The following is a 17354-nucleotide window of genomic DNA, read 5'->3' as shown; positions in this document are numbered from 1 at the left end:
GTTGGCCCGCGACCAGGCTTCCGAAGGACGCAGGAGGTACGCGATGGATCTGGCTCTGCTGCGCACCTTCGTCACGGTGCACCGAGCCGGCTCCTTCACCCGCGCCGCAGCGTTACTCGGCCTCTCCCAGCCCGCGGTGACCAGCCAGATCCGGGCGCTGGAACGGCAGTTGGGCCGCCCGCTCTTCCTCCGCTACGCCCGTGGCGTCACCCCCACCACCATCGGCGACGAACTCGCCCACAAAGTGGCACCGCACCTGGACGCCCTCACCGAGATCACCGAAGCCGGTCTGGACCGGGAATCCGTCACCCGCACCCTCCATCTCGCCGGGCCACCGGAGTTCATCGCCGAGCGCGCGCTCCCCGCACTGACCCCGCTCATCGCCCAGGGCCTGTCCATACGCACGGCCTTCGGCCCCGCGGAGGAGCTGCTGACCGGCCTGGCCGCCGGCCATCACGATCTGACCGTCACCACCACCCGGCCGCGCGGCGGCCTGCTCACAGCGACCCCGTTGTGCGACGAGGAGCATGTACTGATCGCCGCGCCGCGCTGGGCGGCCCAGTTGGGCGGCCCAGCGGTTCTCCAGGCCGGCGGCGTCCACGTACTGGACCCCGTCCCGTTCATCGAGGTCCATGAAAGCCTGCCGCTGATCACCCGCTACTGGTCCGCGGTCTTCGACGCCAAGCCCGCGGCCTCCGCCGCTGTCATCGCCGCCGACCTGCGGGCGGTGCTGTCCTGCGTCACCGCCGGTGCGGGGCTCGCCGTACTGCCCCGCTATCTGTGCGCCGGTGCGCTGGCCGGCGGCGAGGTCGTCGCCCTGCTCGACCCGCAGGTGCCCCCGCTGCGCACCTATTTCCTCTCCGTACGGACCGGGACACTCGGTCTGCCGCACATCGCACGGGCGCATGAGTGGCTGCTGCGGTCCGCGGTCGACTGGTGACCAAGGGGCGCATGGGTTTCACCGGGCCGTCACTGCGGCATCTGTCGACTATGACCGTACGGCCAGTCGTCAAACGCACCGCCCGCGCGATCCTGCTCGACGGCGCGGATCTCGTTCTGATCAAGCGCACCAAGCCGGGCCGGGCCCCGTACTGGATCACCCCCGGCGGCGGGGTCGAGCCCGAGGACGCCACCGTCATCGAGGCCCTCCACCGTGAGCTGGACGAAGAGCTGGGCGCCAAGGTCAAGGACGTGGTGCCCGTCTTCGTCGACACCGTCGAGCACTTCAGCGACGGTGGGGTGGACGGTGTGAAGGTGCAGCACTTCTTCGTGTGCCGCCTCGATTCCATGGACCCCTCGCGCCGGCACGGCCCCGAGGTCGAGGAGCCCTGCGGGGACTACGAGATCGTGCGGGTGCCCTTCACCCGCGTCGGCATCGCCTCCGTCGAGGTCGTACCGCTGTCGCTGCGGCACTACCTGGACGGCAACATCGAAGGCGTGCGGGCGATGCACGCCCCCGACCTGGGCTGAGCCGGCGGCCGGGCGCGGTCCCGCCACCGCGGCGGGCACCGCGTCAGACGTCGCGCCGGTCGAACCAGCCGCGGAATTCGGGCTCGTCCTCCGCGGGCCGGCGCGGCTGGGCGCGCGCCAGCACCCGCTCGACCCGGTCGAGGAACTCCGCGTTCAGCTCCTCCACGAAGTCTTCCCGGCCGGAGACACAGGGCTCGGCGCCGTACGCCGGAGCGACCCTCGGCTCCGGGGGCGTCGAGCCGTACGCCGGTGCGCTCCCGTAGGCCGCGGTCACGCCTCGGTACGCCGCCTCGTCCGCGTCCTCGTGCAGTCCACCGCGAAGGTGCTCGTTCTTGCGCTCCGTGCGCTGGAACGGCAGCCGCTCGCCCGCCTCGGCGGCCGCACCGAAGAAGTCGCCGCCCTTGCGCTTGAAATCGTCCGTACCCCAAGCCCGCGCCCCGCGCTGCTGTGCCGGGACCTTCTGGAGATGCGGAATGTGCTTGGCACAGTGGATGTACGCCTCTTCGACCTCGACCGTGACCCACAGCTGGGCACGCCGGCCGGGAACCGGGTCGACCGGCAGACCGGCGTGGTTCGCCCGCATCTCCTCGTCCATGACGACCCGCGCCCGGCCGTTGACGTGCAGGCCGATGCGGTCACGAGTGAAGTCGATCATCAGGATGCCCAGGCGCGGGTTCTCCGAGATATTGCCGATGGACGCCATGACACCGTTGCCACGGTATTCCGGGTACGCCAGCGTCCGGGCGTCGAGCACCCGGACGAACCCGGGCGGACCGGCCCGGAACGTCGAATCGCATTCGCCGTGCCGGTCGGCCGTGGCAAGGAAGAACATCTCCTGACGTGCCACGAACTCCTGCATACGGGCGTTGAGATGGTCCAGCACCTGGTCCCCGTAGAAACGGTCGGCGCGCTCGGTCGTGCCGAGTCTCTGCTGCACCAAGTGCTCACCGTCGCTCCCGGGGCGCTCCTGCCGCCGCATGCCCCACCCCTCCCCTGTCAGGCCGTACTCGCCCTGTGCTGCCAAGACCTCAATCTCCTGCCGAGACCAGCTCTTCGATGGAGTCGTGCCGTATGCGGTCGGTCGGGATGCCGACCCCCACCAAAGCGTCCACGCCGCTGCGGATCAACCCGGGCGGGCCGGAAAGATAGGCGTCGTACTCCCGGAAGGGGCCGTATTGGCGGACGGCATCCGGGAGTTGGCCGGTTTCGCTGCTCGTCCCACCGCGTACCGCGGGTCCGTTGGCGACGACCGGGCGGACGGAGAGCCAGGGATAGGCCTGTTCCAGGCGCAGCATGGTGTCGAGGTCGTAGAGGTCATAGTCGCTGCGGGCGCCGTAGAAGACCTCGACGGGGCGCCGGATGCCGTGCTCCGCGACATCCTCGACCAGGGCCTTGATGGGTGCGATGCCGGTGCCGCCGCCGACGCACAGCAGGCCGTTGCGGGTGGAGTGGTCGACGGTCATCGAGCCGCCCGGCGCGCCGAGCCGAATGACGTCACCGGGGCGGGCGCGGTGGACCATGGCGTTGGAGACCCAGCCCGCCGGAACCGCCTTGACGTGGAACGAGAGCAGGCCGTCGGAGCGCGGCGCCGAGGCGAAGGAGTAGTGCCGCCAAACCCGCGGCCACCAGGGCGTTTCCACGCTGGTGTACTGCCCGGCGAGGAATGGGTAGGGCTGGTCGGGACGGACCGTCACCACCGCGATATCGGGCGTACGCAGCTCGTGCGAGACGACCTCGGCCTGCCACCAGGCGGGGGCGACCGCCTCGTTCTCGGCAGCCGCGTCGATCATGATCTGCGAGATCGCGGTGTACGCGCGTACCCAGGCGGCCTCGGTCTCCGGGCCCCAGCTGGACGTGGCGTAGCGCGCGAGCGCGCTGAGCAGGCATTCGCCGACCGCGGGGTAGTGGTCGGGGAGGGTGCCGTATTTGCGATGGCCGCGGCCGAGGTTCGCGAGGTAGGCGGTGAGCACCTCGGCGTCGTCGACGTGCTGGGCGGCGGTGAGCAGGGCCTTGAAGAGCCGGTCGCGCTGGGTGTCCATCGAGGCGGGGAACAGCGCCCGCAGATCGGGGTGCTGGACGAAGAGCAGCGCGTAGAAGTACGAGGTGACCTTGTCGGCGGCGGGCTCGATTTCGGCCATGGTGCGACGGATGAGAATCGCGTCGGGGGAGGCGGGTGTTGCGGAGGAGGCCGCTACCAGATCGTCGAGGGAGGGCTCCGGGGCGGGCGCGGCCGGCTGTTGCCTGGGGGCGAAGACGGAGGGGGCGGGGGCCGCGTTCTGGGCGGCCGGCTCCGTGGGGGGTGTGGCGGCGGGGGCTCCCGTGGCACGTGCGGACTCGTGTACGGGCTCGGGCTCGCGACCTCGGGAGGGCTCACGCTCCCAGGCGGGCCGGCGGGCCGGCTCACGATCCCGGGCGGGCTCGGCCTCGCGGCGCGGAGGCTGTGCGTACGAGGAAGAGGGGGCGGCGTACCCGTAGGCCGCGGCGGACTGCTCGGCGTAAGCGGGCGCGACGGGCTGACGGTTCGTCTCGCTGCGCGGCTGAGGAACCTGCGGCGGCTCCGTCTCGCGCTCGCGCTCGGCGGCGGTGCCTACCGGCCGGATCGGATTGACCGGCCGGCTGGGTATCTGTTCCCGGTCGTTCCGTACATCCCGTTCGTTCCACTCGTTCCGGCCGTCGCGTTCACCGCGGTCGTTGCGTTCGCTCCGGTCGTTCGGCTCGGTCCGGCCGCTCTGGTCCGGACGGTCCTGGACGTTTTGTCGCCCCTGCTCTTCTGCGGGGGACTTCTTCGCCGGCGGAGTGAACCAACCCCAATCGCCACTGCTGCCGCCAGAAGAGCCGTTATCGGCCGACGTGGTGGTCGGAGCGTCCATGGTCTGCCTCGCCTCGAACGTCTTTCGGTTGTCTTCGCACTTCCGTGGATCGGAACTGCCCGGAATTCCCCCGCCCTGCCCCGGAATTCTTAATCGACTCAAGCGATCCCGGCAACATCCCCCAAAGCGGACAAATCTCACTTCCTTGCGACAATGCGGAGCAGATGCCGCGTCAGCAGCATGCCACTCCGCTCATCACAACGGACAAATAGTCGGAAGTCCGGGTGTCACGTGCCGCTTCGCCGCTAGGCTGACGAGCTTTGCTCGTCCTTCGCGACCCGCGGGCGCCCTCACCACCGCCAAGCCGGACTCGACCATACCGGCAGTAGTTGAAACCACAAGCCCTGATCTTGGAACACTCCGCGCGGCCCCTCCGATAACAGTGGTCCTCCCCACAGACCGCATTTTCAGGGCATACTGCGGACGATTCCCTAGCAGAAAGCTCGGAATTACCGGCCAGTACGCACCAGTTCGTATGCCTCGCGCAGATCACGCCCCACGTAGGCATATGAGGCCAGGTCACTGACATGGTGATCCGCATTCATGGCAACGGACTGCGGAAGCACCGCGAACAGTTCGGTGTCCGACATCGAGTCTCCGTATGCCACGCAGTCGGCCCTGGTCAGCCCGTACGTCATACAGAGTTCGTCCGCGATCCGTACCTTCGCCGCCGGCGAGAGGATGCCGGCCGGCTCCACCTGCTGCCGGATCGGCACCGCGGGCCAGCGCGAACCGTGCGCCGCATCGGCGCCCCACGCCAGCAGCCGCTCGACGAAGAAGCTGGGCGAGAGCGAAATGACCGCGCACCGTTCGCCACGCGCACGGATATCCGCCCAGACCTCCTGGATCCCGGCCAGCCATGGCGCGCTGTCGAAGGCCGCTGCCAGCTGAAGTTCGGTCAGCTCGGCGGCCCACAGATCGCACGCCAGCTGCGCGAACCGCACCGGCGTCAGCTCGCCCGCCGCAAACCCCCGCTCCAGCTCGGCGATCTCCTGGTCCAGCCCGAGTTGCCGGGAGATCTCGATGGCGGCCGCGGACCCGTAGAGCAGGGTCCCGTCCATGTCGAACAGATGCAGCTTGCTCATGGCCCCGGAGCTTAGGGCGTGCCCACCGGGAAGCGCGGGCGGAATCGGGAGGGATGTGTTCCCGGGAGGTCTTCCAGGGGCGGGATCCAGGCACGTGCTCCACGGACGTACTCAAGCTCGCGTATGTGCGGATACTCCCGCCGGCAGATGTACCGCGGGGTGCCGGACGCCACCGTGGACCGTATGCAGCAGCTCAGCCGCCCCGCCCGCCGGGCCCTCCTCGTCCTCCATGTCGCCGTATCCGTCAGCTGGCTCGGCCTCACACTCGGGCTGCTCACACTCAGCGTCACCGGCTACACGACCGGCTCCCCCGAGATGGCGGCCGTCGCCTACCGGGCGATGAAGATCTTCGGCGACTGGCTGGTCATCCCCATCGCGCTGCTCACACTGGTCAGCGGCCTGGTCCTGTCGCTGGGCACCGCATGGGGGCTGGCCAGACACCGCTGGGTCTACCTCAAGTTCTGGCTGACGCTCCTGACCGTGCTGCTGTCCGTCTTCTCACTCCGCCCGGGCATCAACCGCCTCGCTGCCGAGGCCGCCGCGGGCACCCCGACCCCCGACATCAATCTCGTCGTCGCCCCCGCTGTCGCCACGGCCACCTACCTCTTCCTCACCGCGATCTCCGTCCTCAAGCCCTGGGGGCTGACCAAGCGCGGCAGCCGACTGCGCGAGGCACAGTCGGCCGAGGCCCGCGCGAAACGAGCACGCCGGAGTGGCAAGGAGGGCGCGGGCGTCCGCCAGCGGATGGCGGGGCCGTCGTCAGACGAGGTCGGCCTCCGCTATCGCCGCCGTGGCGATCCGGTGGTCCTGCTCGGGGGCGCCGCCACCGAAGCCGATCGCGCCGATCAGCCGACCGTCCCGGTGGAGCGGCACACCGCCCGCGATGAAGAGCAGCGGCCGGTCCAGCGCGGTGGGCAGCGAGTGGAAAAGCCCATCGGGCCGGACGAGGTCGACGAGGTCGGCGGTCGGCGCGTCCAACTGCAGCGCGGTGTACGCCTTGCGGGTGCTGGTCTCACCGGAGATCAGCACGGCCGCGTCGTCCCGCCGGAACCCCAGCAGATGACCGCCCGCATCCAGAACGGTGACACTGCCCCGCACTCCGAGGCCTTCGGCGGCCCGGGCGGCGGCCTCGATGAGGCTGTCGGCATCACGGGTGGTGAGGGGGCGGACGGTGGGGGTGGGGACCGGGGTGGTGCTGCTCATGTGGGGTTCCTTGGGGGTGTAGTGGCACTGGTGGTGCTTGTACTGGTGGTGCTTGTACTGCTGCTGATGTGAGGGGTGCGGGAGTGCGGCAGTCGCTCCCGGTCCTCGTACGGGCGACGACGGGAACCGTCAGCCCTGCGCCGCCGGTACGGGCTCCTGGGCGACCGCGGTGGGTCCGCCCGCGGCCACGGCCTGGCCACGGCCCGTCTGACGCCGCTCGAGGGCGGAGGCGAATATCGCCACCCCGAGCGCCGCGGCGGTCATCAGCGCACCGACCCAGTTGGGCGCGGTGAAGCCGAGGCCGGCCGAGATGACGATCCCGCCGAGCCAAGCAGCCAGCGCATTGCCGAAGTTGAAGGCCGCGATATTGCCCGCCGAGGCGAGGGTGGGCGCCGAGGCCGCCTGGTCCATCACCCGCTTCTGCAGCGGCGGCACGGTGGCGAAGCCGAAGATGCCGATCAGCGCGATGGTGATGATCGCGGCGATCTTGTTGTGCGCGGTGAAGTTGAACGCTGCAAGCGAGAGCGCCAGACCGGTCATCGAGATGTACAGCATCGGCATCATGGCGCGGTCGGTGAAGCGGCCGGAGACCAGGTTTCCGCCGACCATGCCGAGGCCGAAGACGGCCGTCAGCCAGACAACGGACGACGGTGCAAAGCCGGTGACCTCGGTCATCATCGAGGCAAGGTAGGTGACGGCCGCGAAGACACCGCCGAATCCCAGGATCGTCATCAGCATCGCGAGGCCGACCTGCGGATTGCGGAAGACCGCGATTTCGCTGCCTATAGGGGAGGCCGCCTTCTCCTGCTGCGCCGGGACCAGCTTGACGATGCCCAGCAGGCCGATCACGCCGAGCGCGGTGATGGCGTAGAAGGTGGTGCGCCAGTCGAACTGCTGGCTGAGCATGGTGCCGGCCGGTACGCCCACGACGTTGGCGATGGTCAGACCGCTGAACATCAGGGAGATGGCGGTGGCGCGCTTCTGCGGCGCGACCAGGTCGGCGGCCACGAGAGCGCCGATGCCGAAGAACGCGCCGTGCGTGAAGGCGGAGACGATCCGTCCGGCCAGCATGATCCCGAAGTTGGGTGCGGTGGCCGTGAGCAGATTGCCCACGATGAACAGGCCCATCAGCAGCATCAGCATCTGCTTACGCGTGAAGCGCGTACCGAGCGCGGTCATCAGCGGCGCGCCGACGACCACACCCAGGGCATAGACGGTGGTCGCGTATCCGGCGAGCGGGATGGAGACACCGAAGCCTGCCGCCATGTCGGGCAGCAGGCCCATGACCGCGAACTCGGTCGTTCCGATCCCAAAGGCACCGATGGCAAGCGCCAGGAGTGCGAGAGGCATGACGGATCCCTTCACTGATTGCGTCCGTCCTTTACGAGCGTTCACAATAATTGCAGGCGCGGGTTAAATGCAAGCGCGGGATATTTCGAACGTGGCCTATCCTGGTTCGTGCGCCCCATGAGGAGGTCTTCGATGACGCAGCAGACGCGGCAGAAGCAGGAAACGCCGGAGCAGGCAGAGGCCGCACAGGCGGCCGCAGCCGCCGCACCTGGCTGCCCGCCGGCACCCGCTCCCGGACTCGCGCAGGGCTGGTGCGCGCTCTCCGCCCTGCACAGCCGTATCGAGTCGCACATAGAGCGCGCGCTGCAGGCCGGGCACGACCTCAGCGTCCGCGAATTCTCGGTCCTCAACGTGCTCAGCGAGCAGCACGACGGACCGGGCGGCCATCTGCGGATGCACCAGGTCGCGGACTCCGTCGTCCTCAGCCAGAGCGCCACCACCCGCCTGGTCACCCGGCTCGAGGAGCGCGGGCTGCTCTCGCGCTATCTGTGCCCCGACGACCGGCGCGGCATCTACACCAACGTGACGCCCGACGGCCTCGCACTCCTGGTGGAGGCCCGGCCCACCCACGACGGCGCGCTGCACGAAGCCCTCCAGGACGCCGCGCAGCGCCCCGAGCTGGCGCCGCTGGTCACCGCCGTCGAGACGCTGGCGCCGTCGGAGTAGTGCCGGCGGAGTAGCGCTGGAGGCCGGGGGAGGAGCGGGCCGGCTCGACCGCCTGCCTACCTGCCGCCCCCGCGATCACACGGCATAAGGTCGCGCCCATGAGCGATATCGAGATACGCCGCGCGACCGAAGCCGACCTGCCCGCCATCGTCGCGATGCTCGCCGACGACCCCTTGGGCGCCGCCCGCGAGTCGCCGGACGACCTGGCTCCGTACCACGCCGCCTTCGAGGTGCTGGCCGCCGATCCGCAACAGCATCTGGTCGTCGCGGTGCGCGAGGGGCGGACGATCGGCACCCTCCAGCTGACGGTCATCCCGGGCCTGTCCCGGCGCGGCGCCACCCGCTCGATCATCGAGGCCGTACGGATCCACCGCGACGAACGCGGCAGTGGCCTCGGCACCCAGCTCATCGAGTGGGCGGTCACGGAATCCCGCACGCTCGGCTGTCAGATGGTGCAGCTCACCTCGGACGCGACGCGGATCGACGCGCACCGCTTCTATGAGCGCCTCGGGTTCGAGGCCTCCCACCTGGGGTTCAAGCTCACGCTCTGATGGCTGTGCCGGTCGGGACACGGCGCGACCCGCTCAGGCCTGTCGCGCACGCCCCCGCGACCGGTGCGCCTTCTGCCGGCAGGCACCACCGCAGTAGCGCGCGGGACGGCCCGTACGCGCCGTCGCGATCGCCGCACCGCACACTTCACACCGAGTTTCGTTACGGTTTCGCACCTCGGACGGGAGTTTCGTTACGGATGGTGCCGCACGCAGCGCATCGCACATCAGCGCTGTCATCCGCCCCTGCATGCCGTCCTGAGAACCGGCTCCCGACCTGGCCTGCTCCATGGAGAGACAGCCCACCAGCAGCGCCCTGAGGTCCGCTATCCCGACGTCCTTCCGTACGGCGCCCGCCTCTTGAGCCCTGGTGAGCAATACCTCCAAGGCGTCGTCGAAGTCCTGACCGACTCCCGGTGACGGCTCAAAACGTCCCGTGCCGGCCGCCTCCAGGGCGTCACACAACGCCTTGTTCCGTGACGCGAGCCGTACCACGGAGGACAGGAAGCGGAAGAAGACGCCGCCGGGGTCCTCGACATGGGCCAAGTCCCTTGCAGTGTCGGTGAAAAGCTCGATGCGGTCCACGATGGTCGCCCTGAACAGGGCTTCCTTGGAAGGGAAATGGCGGTAGACCGTCCCCGCCCCGACCCCCGCACGGCGCGCGATCTCCCCGAGCGGAACCCCCAACCCCTGTTCCTCGAAGGCGGATCGAGCCGCCTGGAGCACCAGCGCCCTGTTGCGCCGGGCATCCGCACGGGAAGGCGTGACTCCACCATTCGTCATCGCCGGGCCTCCTGAGAAACGGTTGACATCCGGGTCGGGCGCTCCGTAATTTCAAACGGGTCGCTCATTCCGATTCTACGGGAGGGTTCCAGCATGATCGTTAACGGCCTGACAGTCGCGGTGACCGGCGCGACGGGTCAGCAAGGCGGTGCGGTGGCCAGCCGATTACTGACGGACGGCTGGACCGTACGGGCGCTCACCCGCGATCCCACGAGCCCCAAGGCCCGCGCCTTGGCCGCCGCCGGCGCAGACGTACGGACCGTCGACATGGCCGACCCCGCCACGCTGAAGCCCGCGATCGACGGCGTATACGGCGTCTTCAGCGTCCAGCCTGCCTCCGGAGCCCCCGACTCGCCACCGGACTACTCCTGGCAGGACGAGATCGCCGCCGGCCGCAATGTCGCCGACGCGGCCGCCGACGCGGGCGTACGGCACCTCGTCTACGCCTCCGCCAACAGCGCCCAACTCGGGTCCGGCATACGGATCTTGGAGAACAAGTGGGTCATCGAGGAGCACGTCCGTGGGCTCGGCATCTCGGCCACCGTGCTGCGCCCCACCTCCTTCATGGAGAACTACGTCCACCCGCTCTGGGGCCTGCGGGACGGCACGCTCACCACGGCCATAGCGCCCGACGTGCCCCAACAGCTCATTGCGCTGTCCGACATCGGCGCCCTGGCCGCGCTCGCCCTCGCCCGCCCGGACCGCTTCGCAGCCCAGGCCTTGGAGCTGGCGGGCGACGCCCTCACTCCCCCGCAGATCGCCGACGCCATGAGCCGCGCCACCGGGCGTACGGTCCCCTATGTCCGGATGCCGATGGAGACGCTGCGCGAGCTGAGCCCGGACGCCGCCGAAGGCCATGAGTGGCTCAACGACCGCCGGTCCCACGGCGTGGACATCAACGCACTGCGCGCCGTCCACCCCGGCCTGATGTCCTTCGACACCTGGCTGGAGCGCGAGGGCGCGCGGCAGCTGGAGCAACTGCTCAATGACGTTTCACGTGAAACAGCATCGCGTCACGGACAACAGCCCAGCGCGGGTTGACGTTTCACGTGAAACGACGCTGCTTCACACACACATGGGGTCGTGTTTCACGTGAAACACGACCCCACAGCGACAACTCCGTCGAGGCAATGGCACGCCTTAGCGCGCGACCACCTCGTCCCACGCCGCGCCCGCCGCCAGGGCCGCGCCCTCGGCATCCACCGACACCCCCAGCGCACGCAGCGCGCCCGCCAGCGCCACCAGCGAGGCCGTGACCACCGCCCGGTCGGCCGCGTGGCCATAGTGGTTCACCCGGATCATCTCCTTGGCCAGCGCACCCGCCGCAGCCTGCACCGGCACCGTCGCGTCCACCGCGAGCGCGGCGGTCACGGCCTCCCGGGCGTCCACTCCCTCAGGGGCACGGAGGGTGGTCGCCACCGGCGCCGCGTCCTCGTCACGCACGACGTAGGGAGCGAGCCCACCCAGCGCCTGCACACCGGCCCGGGTCGCCGCGGCCGCCGCCCGGTGCCGGGTGATGACCGCATCCAGCCCCTCGGCGTCGATACGGTCCGCTGCCTGCTCCAGGGCGAGCATCTCCAGCTGCGCCGGAGCGTGCGGCAGCGCGGTGCGTCCACCGTCGATCCAGCGCTCCTTCCAGTCCAGCAGCGAGAGATACGAGCGCCGCGGAGCCTGCTCGTTGGCGGCGATCCGCTCCCACGCACGGGCACTGACCGATGCCACGGACACCCCGGCGGGCCCGGCCATCGCCTTCTGCCCGCCGATGACACACAGGTCCACGCCCCACTCATCGGTCAGCAGCGGCTCTGCGCCCACCGATGCGACCGCGTCCAGCATCAGCAGCGCGCCGTGCTCCCGCACCACCGCGCCGATTTCGGCGACGGGGTTGGTGTTGCCTGTGGCCGCCTCGGCATGCACCAGGCTCACAAAGTCGATCTCGGGGTGCTCCCGCAGCGCGTCCGCGACCTGCTGCGGGTCGACCGCGCCCGTGAACGGCGCGGTGAGGGTGACCACCTCGGCGCCGCAGGAGCGCAGCCAGCCGCCGAAGGTCTCGCCGTACGGGCCGGTGATGATGTTGAGCGCAGTGCTGCCGGGTCGTACGGCCGAACGGATGCAGGCCTCCAGGGGCAGCAGCGCCTCGCCCTGCATCGCCACGACATCGCAGCGGGTGCGCATCAGCGCGGCGACCTTGTCCTCGATCCGCGCGAAGTGGGCCGCGGTGAGCGGCGGCAGGTCGAGCAGTTCCGGGCCGGCGGAGTTCGCGGTCGGGTCAGACACGGCAGTCACAGGGCCTTCCAGCGGTAGCGAGCCGCCTCGGCGCGGCTCCTGACGTCTGGCTCGACTGTACGTCCGAGGTCCGCGCCCCCGTCGTACGGGCCTCGCGCCTCCGCCGTACCGGCCTCACACCCGCCAGCCCTCCGGATCCACCCCGCCGGGCACCGGATCCGACGGCTCGTACGGCCCGCGGGTGAACACGAAGGTGCCCAGGTCCAGATGGCTGACCGAACCGTCCCGGTCCCGCACCACCCTCAGCGTCTCGCCCGCGTAATAGCCGTCCAGCCCCGTCCAGGTGCCGTCCTCCTCGGCCCGGAAGCGGGAGGCTCGCCCGGCCGCGGACAGCGGCGCGAGCTCCAGCCAGCGCTCGGCCCGCAGCCGCAACGTGTGCGGGTTCGCGCCCCAGTACCAGGGGCCGGTGAGCGCCAGCAGCTCCGGATCCAGCGGTCCGGGCATCGGACGCCAGGGCTCGGGAATCCGCGGCTCGTGCTCGATCACGATCCCGGTGAGATCGGCGGCGATGGCCGGGACCGCCGGGCCCGAAGTGCAGTTGGCGAGCACGATCCCGGCGACGTCCTCCTCGACATCGGCCCACAGCGTCGCCAGGAACCCGGGCATCGAGCCGGTGTGCCCGACCAGCGTCCGCCCACCCCGCCGTACGAGCTGGAGCCCCAGCCCGTACCCCGTGTCCCACGCCCGCCCGTCCGGCGGCACCGCCGGCGTCCGCATCTCGGCCAGAGTCGCCACGCTCAGGACCCGCTCATCGCCCCGCAGCAGGAACGCCGCCCACCGGCCCAGGTCCTCGGCCGTCGACCACAACTGCCCTGCCGGGCCCATCAGTCCGGTGTCCTCGAACGGTTCGGGCAGCATGGCATCGGCCCACGGATGTACCGCCCAGCCGCCCGCGTGAGGCATCTCCGGCTGCAGCGCCGTCCGTCGCATGCCCAGTGGTTCCAGCACCTCGCGCCGCAGCACCTCGCCCCAGGGCGTACCGCCACGCAGCCGTTCGACCAGCGCGCCGAGCAGCGCATAGCCGGTGTTGGAGTAGTGGTACTGCCGCCCGGCGGGGAGCCGCTGCGGTCGCTCACCGTACAGATCGGCCGGCTCGGGCCGCAGCTCGCCCGCGGTCCGCTCCCACCAGGGCCCCCGGGGCTCGGCCGCCAGCCCCGAACTGTGCGAGAGCAGTTGAGCGATCGTCGCGTCGGGCACCGCAGTGCCCTCCAGATGCCTGCCGACCGGGTCGTCGAGTCCCAGCAGCCCCTCGTCCCGCAGCCTCAGTACCTGCACGGCGACAAAGGTCTTGGTGATCGAACCGATCCGGTACTGCACGTCGCCGTGCGGTACCTCCCCGTCCACCGAGCTCCGGGCGCCCGTCCACACCGCTCGCCCGTCGCGCACCACGACACCCATCATCGATGGCGCCCGCCCCACGGCCTGCCCGACCGCCAGCCTCCGCAGCAACGCCCGTCGCGTCTGCGGCAGCAGCTCCGGACACGCGTCAGGCGTGTCAGCCACCCGCGGCTCGGGCCCGGCCGGATAGGGGCGGACCGGATCGGGGCCGGCCGGATCGGGCTCACTCGCCCGGGGCTTTCCCGCCTCGGGCTCGTGGGACTCCGCGGACTGTGTGATGGTCATTGCGCTCCTCGACGGCAGATCCGACTGAGCCGGTGCAGTTCAGCCGGTCCAGTCAGGCGATCCAGTTCAACCGGATCCGGTTCAGGCGATCCGGTTCAGGCGATCAGCTTCGCCGCTCCCGTCCGATCGATCCAGCGGAATTGCCCCAGCGCCAAGGATCAAGCTCCGACGCACCTGCTCAGCCGAGGCGGCTCGATCGTTGCGGCTCAGCCGTGCCGCTCAGCCGTGCCGCTCGCCCGTGCCGCTCGCCCGTGCCGCTCGCCCGTGGCGACTCGCTCGCCCCCGCCCCGCCCCGCCCCGCCGCGTCACCGCAGCGCCGCCGCCCCGATCACCGCCCCCAGCTCGGTCTGCTCGTCCTCCGGCAGCCAGCGCGCCGCATGCACCGAGTGCAGCGCGGTCCGCAGCCGCATACGGTCCTCGTCCGTGCCGAGGTATCCGAGATAGGCCGGGAGCGTCAGCCCCAGCGCCTTGAGATCCGCCCGCGCGCACCATCGCGACAGCAGCTCCCGGACCCGTCCGTCGACGGCCTCATCGAGAGCCCGCCGCGACGGGGCGACGCCGGCTGTGCCCTCTTCCTCGGATACATCGCCGGCCACCGCGGAAGCCGTACCGTGCAAGCTCTCCGCACCGCGCAAGCGCTCCGTACCCCGCAGCCCCTCCGTCTCCCGCAAGCCCTCCGCGATCGCGAACCGGTTCCAGTCGCCGTACTGACCGTCGGGTGCGTCGGTCACCCGCTCCGCGGCCCGCACGAAGTACGTACGCGCCGGCGCCGGTTGCCCAAGCTTGCGGTAGGCCTGCCCCATGTTCACGTACAGCGACGGATAGAACCCCCGTACCCGCTCGTCCCCCACCCGATCGGCGCGGTCCAGACACTCCTGGTTCCAACGCAGCGTCTCTTCGGGCGAGTTCTGGTGCCGCGCGAGATAGTGCGCGGCGATGCACGCCTCGTAGTCGTCGGCAGCAATGTCCCAGGCTCGCTGGAAGAGTCCGCGCGCCACCTCGGCCCGCCCCTCCGCCTCGGCCTGCATCCCTTCCACGCACAACCGCACCACCGGACGTTCCGGATCCACCGTCCCGCTCCCCTCATCAGCCATCGGTGTTCAGTCCTCGGGCAGCTGCCTCAGCCATGCCGTCATCGCAGCCATCGGCGCGGCGGGCATCGAACCGCTCGTCGGCGGCGCACTCACGCACCGGCATCACCAGCGTCGTGAAACTTCCCTGGTCGGCGGAGCGGACCACGACGGGCTGGTCCGCCGAAGCGATCTCCAGCAGCACATCCGGCCCCACTCCGGCCTCCAGCGCCGGCACAAGCACGGCCGGATCGAAGGCGATCCGCAGCCCCGGGCCCGTACGAACCGCCCGTAGCCGGACGGTCTCCCGGCCGCCACCCGCCACCTCCAGAACCTGCCCGCCCTCGCGCCCACCCATGTCTCGGTCCCCGTCCCCGTCCCCGTGTACGTCCCCGTCCCCGTGTACGTCCCCGTCCCCCACAGCAACCGCCAACGACACCACCCCTGCCCGCCCCGCCACCGCATCCCGCAGCCCCACCCGATCGACGATGACCCGATGCCGCCCGGTCTCACGGCCCTCCAGGCCCTCCAGCACCAGCCCGTAATCCGGAAACCTCTCGGCTGCCCCGTCACCGCTCCGTCCGCCACCCCCGACTCCCGCCGGCACCTCCCGGCAATCCGCCCCGCTCCGCAGACGAACCCCCGCCATCTCCGCCTCCCTCTCCCTCTCCCCCTCGCACTCCACGTCCACGAACACCTGCCGTACGGCCCACTCCGCCAGGCTCCGCGCCGTCTCCGCGGCGATCAGCACCTGCCGCATTCCGCCCTCGAAGACCGTCGGCCGCAGCACCCGCACCGCCAGCCGATAGCGGTCCGTGGCCACCAGCCGCAGCTCACCGTCGATGAGTTCGAGCAGCACACAGCCCAGCACCGGAAACTCCTCCCGGGCCGCCCCGGCCGCGACCGCCGGCGCCACCTGCCGTATCGCACTGGCGAGTTCGGCACCCCCCACCCGCGCCCGCGCCCAGGCCCCGCGGCGCTCCACGGCACCGGCCGCCTCCCGCAGAAACCCCTCCACCACCGCCCGCGCCTCGTCCGCCGTCCGCCGCGTCCGCTCCAGGTGAGCCCGCAGTACGTCACGCGCCGCGTCCCGTGGTCCGTCCAGCACCACGGCGACATCCACCAGCGGCAGGCCCGCCGCACGCAACCGCCGCAGCCGCACCGCCCGTGCCGCCTGCCCCGCCGCGTAGTGCCGGTACCCCGTCACGGCATCCACCCGGGCCGGTCGCAGCACCCCGCAGTCGTCGTAGAACCGCAGGGCACTCGGCGCCAGCCCCACCCGCCGGGCAAACGCGCCGATGCTCAACAGCTCTTCGGTGTCGTCCATGGACGCGATTGTGGAGCTTCAAGCAACCTGAAGGTCAAAGCCCCTGGCTACCCGCCGGCACGGCCACTGCTCAGCCGGCGCTGCCTCAGGCGGTCAGCGCCGCACCGCTCCGGAACGTCCGCCGGTAGGCCTGCGGTGACACACCCACCGCGCTGTGCAGATGCTGGCGCAGCGAGGTCCCGGTGCCGAAGCCCGCGTGATGGGCGACGAGGTCGATCGGCCAGTCGGTGGTTTCCAGCAGATGGCGGGCGCGTTCGATGCGCTGTCCGGCGAGCCACTGGCCGGGGCTGATGCCGACCTCGTCGCGGAAACGCCGGGTGAGGGTGCGCACGCTGACCCGGGCGTGCGCGGCGAGGGCGGCCAGGGTGAGCGGCTCGTCGAGGCGCTCCAGGGCCCAGGCGCGGGTGGCCACGGTGCCACCCGTCGACGGTTCGGGAACGGGCTGCCGGATGAACTGGGCCTGACCGCCGTCCCGCCAGGGCGGCACCACACACGAGCGCGCCACGTCGTTGGCGACGGCGCTGCCGTGGTCGCGGCGCACGATGTGCACACAGACGTCCACGCCCGCGGCCACTCCGGCGGAGGTGAGGACATCGCCGTCGTCGACGAACAGCACATTGGGGTCGACACGGACGGTCGTGAACAGCCGTTGAAGTTGTGCGGCCTCCCGCCAGTGCGTGGTGGCCGGCCGGTGGTCGAGCAGTCCGGCCGCGGCCAGGACGAAGGTGCCGGTGCAGATGGCCACCATCCGGGTACCGGGCCGTATGTGCTCCAGCGCCGTGCGCAGTTCGTCGGGCAGCTGACCGTGCTCACGGATCGCGCCCAGCGCGTGCGACGGCGGGATGACGACGGTGTCCACGCTCGCGAGTACGGAGGCGTCCTCGGCGACGGCGATGTCGTAGTCGGCCTCGGCGCGCACCGTACGCCCGTCCAGGCTGCAGGTGATGACGGAGTAGAGCGGCTTCCCGGTGGCGCTGCGCGCGGCGCCGAAGATCCGCGCGGGGATCCCCAGCTCGAAGGGGACTACACCGTCCAGGGCGAGGACACCGACGCGATGCATGACCCGATTCTTT

The 17354-nt window shown here is 70.8% G+C and carries 16 protein-coding genes and 1 pseudogene; 6 read left to right on the top strand and 11 right to left on the bottom strand.

Annotated elements, in window-relative coordinates; translation table 11 throughout:
* Positions 1–43: 43 nt before the first annotated feature.
* Together KI385_RS23455 and KI385_RS23450 are read left to right on the top strand one after the other, a co-directional pair.
* Positions 44–940: a LysR family transcriptional regulator gene (locus tag KI385_RS23455; protein ID WP_238574114.1), complete on the top strand. Its 897-nt coding sequence runs from the start codon at positions 44–46 to the stop codon at positions 938–940.
* A 50-nt stretch (positions 941–990) separates the two neighbouring features.
* A complete protein-coding gene (locus tag KI385_RS23450; protein ID WP_128508260.1) occupies positions 991–1470 on the top strand; it encodes an NUDIX domain-containing protein in 480 nt (159 codons plus the stop codon).
* A 43-nt stretch (positions 1471–1513) separates the two neighbouring features.
* Here KI385_RS23450 and KI385_RS23445 read toward each other — a convergent pair whose 3' ends face one another.
* From KI385_RS23445 to KI385_RS23435, 3 genes are all read right to left on the bottom strand, one after another.
* A complete protein-coding gene (locus KI385_RS23445) occupies positions 1514–2449 on the bottom strand; it encodes a pyridoxamine 5'-phosphate oxidase family protein (RefSeq protein ID WP_238577814.1) in 936 nt (311 codons plus the stop codon).
* A gap of 49 nt (positions 2450–2498) precedes the next feature.
* Complete coding sequence (locus tag KI385_RS23440; RefSeq protein ID WP_238574113.1) at positions 2499–4340, bottom strand: globin domain-containing protein; 1842 nt, start codon at positions 4338–4340, stop codon at positions 2499–2501.
* Between the two features lie 449 nt (positions 4341–4789).
* A complete protein-coding gene (locus KI385_RS23435) occupies positions 4790–5425 on the bottom strand; it encodes an HAD family hydrolase (RefSeq protein ID WP_238574112.1) in 636 nt (211 codons plus the stop codon).
* Positions 5426–5608: 183 nt separating this feature from the next.
* Between KI385_RS23435 and KI385_RS23430 the strand changes: the two are divergent.
* Positions 5609–6127 (top strand): annotated as a pseudogene (locus tag KI385_RS23430) (DUF2269 family protein); the annotation flags it as partial.
* A 57-nt stretch (positions 6128–6184) separates the two neighbouring features.
* Here the strand turns inward: KI385_RS23430 and KI385_RS23425 are convergent.
* The gene (locus KI385_RS23425) at positions 6185–6628 is read right to left on the bottom strand and encodes a GlcG/HbpS family heme-binding protein (protein WP_238577813.1); all 444 of its coding nucleotides are present in this window, start codon (positions 6626–6628) and stop codon (positions 6185–6187) included.
* Positions 6629–6757: 129 nt separating this feature from the next.
* Positions 6758–7978, bottom strand: a complete 1221-nt coding sequence (locus tag KI385_RS23420) for an MFS transporter (RefSeq protein WP_238574111.1) — start codon at positions 7976–7978, stop codon at positions 6758–6760.
* Between the two features lie 132 nt (positions 7979–8110).
* On the opposite strand from KI385_RS23420, the gene KI385_RS23415 reads away from it, so the two are divergent.
* Both KI385_RS23415 and KI385_RS23410 read left to right on the top strand, forming a co-directional pair.
* Positions 8111–8644 (top strand): MarR family winged helix-turn-helix transcriptional regulator, encoded by a 534-nt coding sequence (locus tag KI385_RS23415; protein WP_238574110.1) that lies wholly within the window; start codon positions 8111–8113, stop codon positions 8642–8644.
* Positions 8645–8742: 98 nt separating this feature from the next.
* Positions 8743–9195: a GNAT family N-acetyltransferase gene (locus tag KI385_RS23410; protein ID WP_238574109.1), complete on the top strand. Its 453-nt coding sequence runs from the start codon at positions 8743–8745 to the stop codon at positions 9193–9195.
* Between the two features lie 33 nt (positions 9196–9228).
* On the opposite strand, the gene KI385_RS23405 is transcribed toward KI385_RS23410, so the two are convergent.
* The gene (locus KI385_RS23405; RefSeq protein ID WP_238574108.1) at positions 9229–9975 is read right to left on the bottom strand and encodes a TetR/AcrR family transcriptional regulator; all 747 of its coding nucleotides are present in this window, start codon (positions 9973–9975) and stop codon (positions 9229–9231) included.
* Positions 9976–10068: 93 nt separating this feature from the next.
* Between KI385_RS23405 and KI385_RS23400 the strand changes: the two genes are divergently transcribed.
* Positions 10069–11016, top strand: coding sequence for an NmrA/HSCARG family protein (locus KI385_RS23400; RefSeq protein WP_238574107.1), 948 nt, complete (start codon positions 10069–10071; stop codon positions 11014–11016).
* Positions 11017–11115: 99 nt separating this feature from the next.
* On the opposite strand, the gene KI385_RS23395 is transcribed toward KI385_RS23400, so the two are convergent.
* The 5 genes from KI385_RS23395 to KI385_RS23375 all read right to left on the bottom strand — a co-directional run bounded on the left by KI385_RS23395 (position 11116) and on the right by KI385_RS23375 (position 17341).
* On the bottom strand, positions 11116–12252 hold the full coding sequence (locus tag KI385_RS23395; protein ID WP_425356943.1) for a pyridoxal-phosphate-dependent aminotransferase family protein: 1137 nt from the start codon (positions 12250–12252) through the stop codon (positions 11116–11118).
* A 123-nt stretch (positions 12253–12375) separates the two neighbouring features.
* Positions 12376–13884 (bottom strand): serine hydrolase domain-containing protein, encoded by a 1509-nt coding sequence (locus KI385_RS23390; protein WP_238574105.1) that lies wholly within the window; start codon positions 13882–13884, stop codon positions 12376–12378.
* Between the two features lie 305 nt (positions 13885–14189).
* Positions 14190–14978 carry a hypothetical protein gene (locus KI385_RS23385; RefSeq protein WP_238574104.1) on the bottom strand — a complete coding sequence of 263 codons (789 nt, stop codon included), beginning with the start codon at positions 14976–14978 and terminating at the stop codon, positions 14190–14192.
* Entirely contained in the window at positions 14971–16281 is a 1311-nt protein-coding gene (locus KI385_RS23380; protein WP_238574103.1) for a DNA polymerase III subunit beta family protein, read from the bottom strand. Before KI385_RS23380 ends, KI385_RS23385 begins: the two co-directional genes overlap by 8 nt.
* A gap of 85 nt (positions 16282–16366) precedes the next feature.
* Positions 16367–17341: a GlxA family transcriptional regulator gene (locus KI385_RS23375; RefSeq protein WP_238574102.1), complete on the bottom strand. Its 975-nt coding sequence runs from the start codon at positions 17339–17341 to the stop codon at positions 16367–16369.
* Positions 17342–17354 lie beyond the last annotated feature (13 nt).

This window comes from Streptomyces inhibens (assembly GCF_022221585.1).
GTDB classification, from domain to species: Bacteria; Actinomycetota; Actinomycetes; order Streptomycetales; family Streptomycetaceae; genus Streptomyces; species Streptomyces inhibens.
Note: the sequence above shows the minus strand (reverse complement) of the source record. Positions and strands in the feature narration are given on the sequence as shown.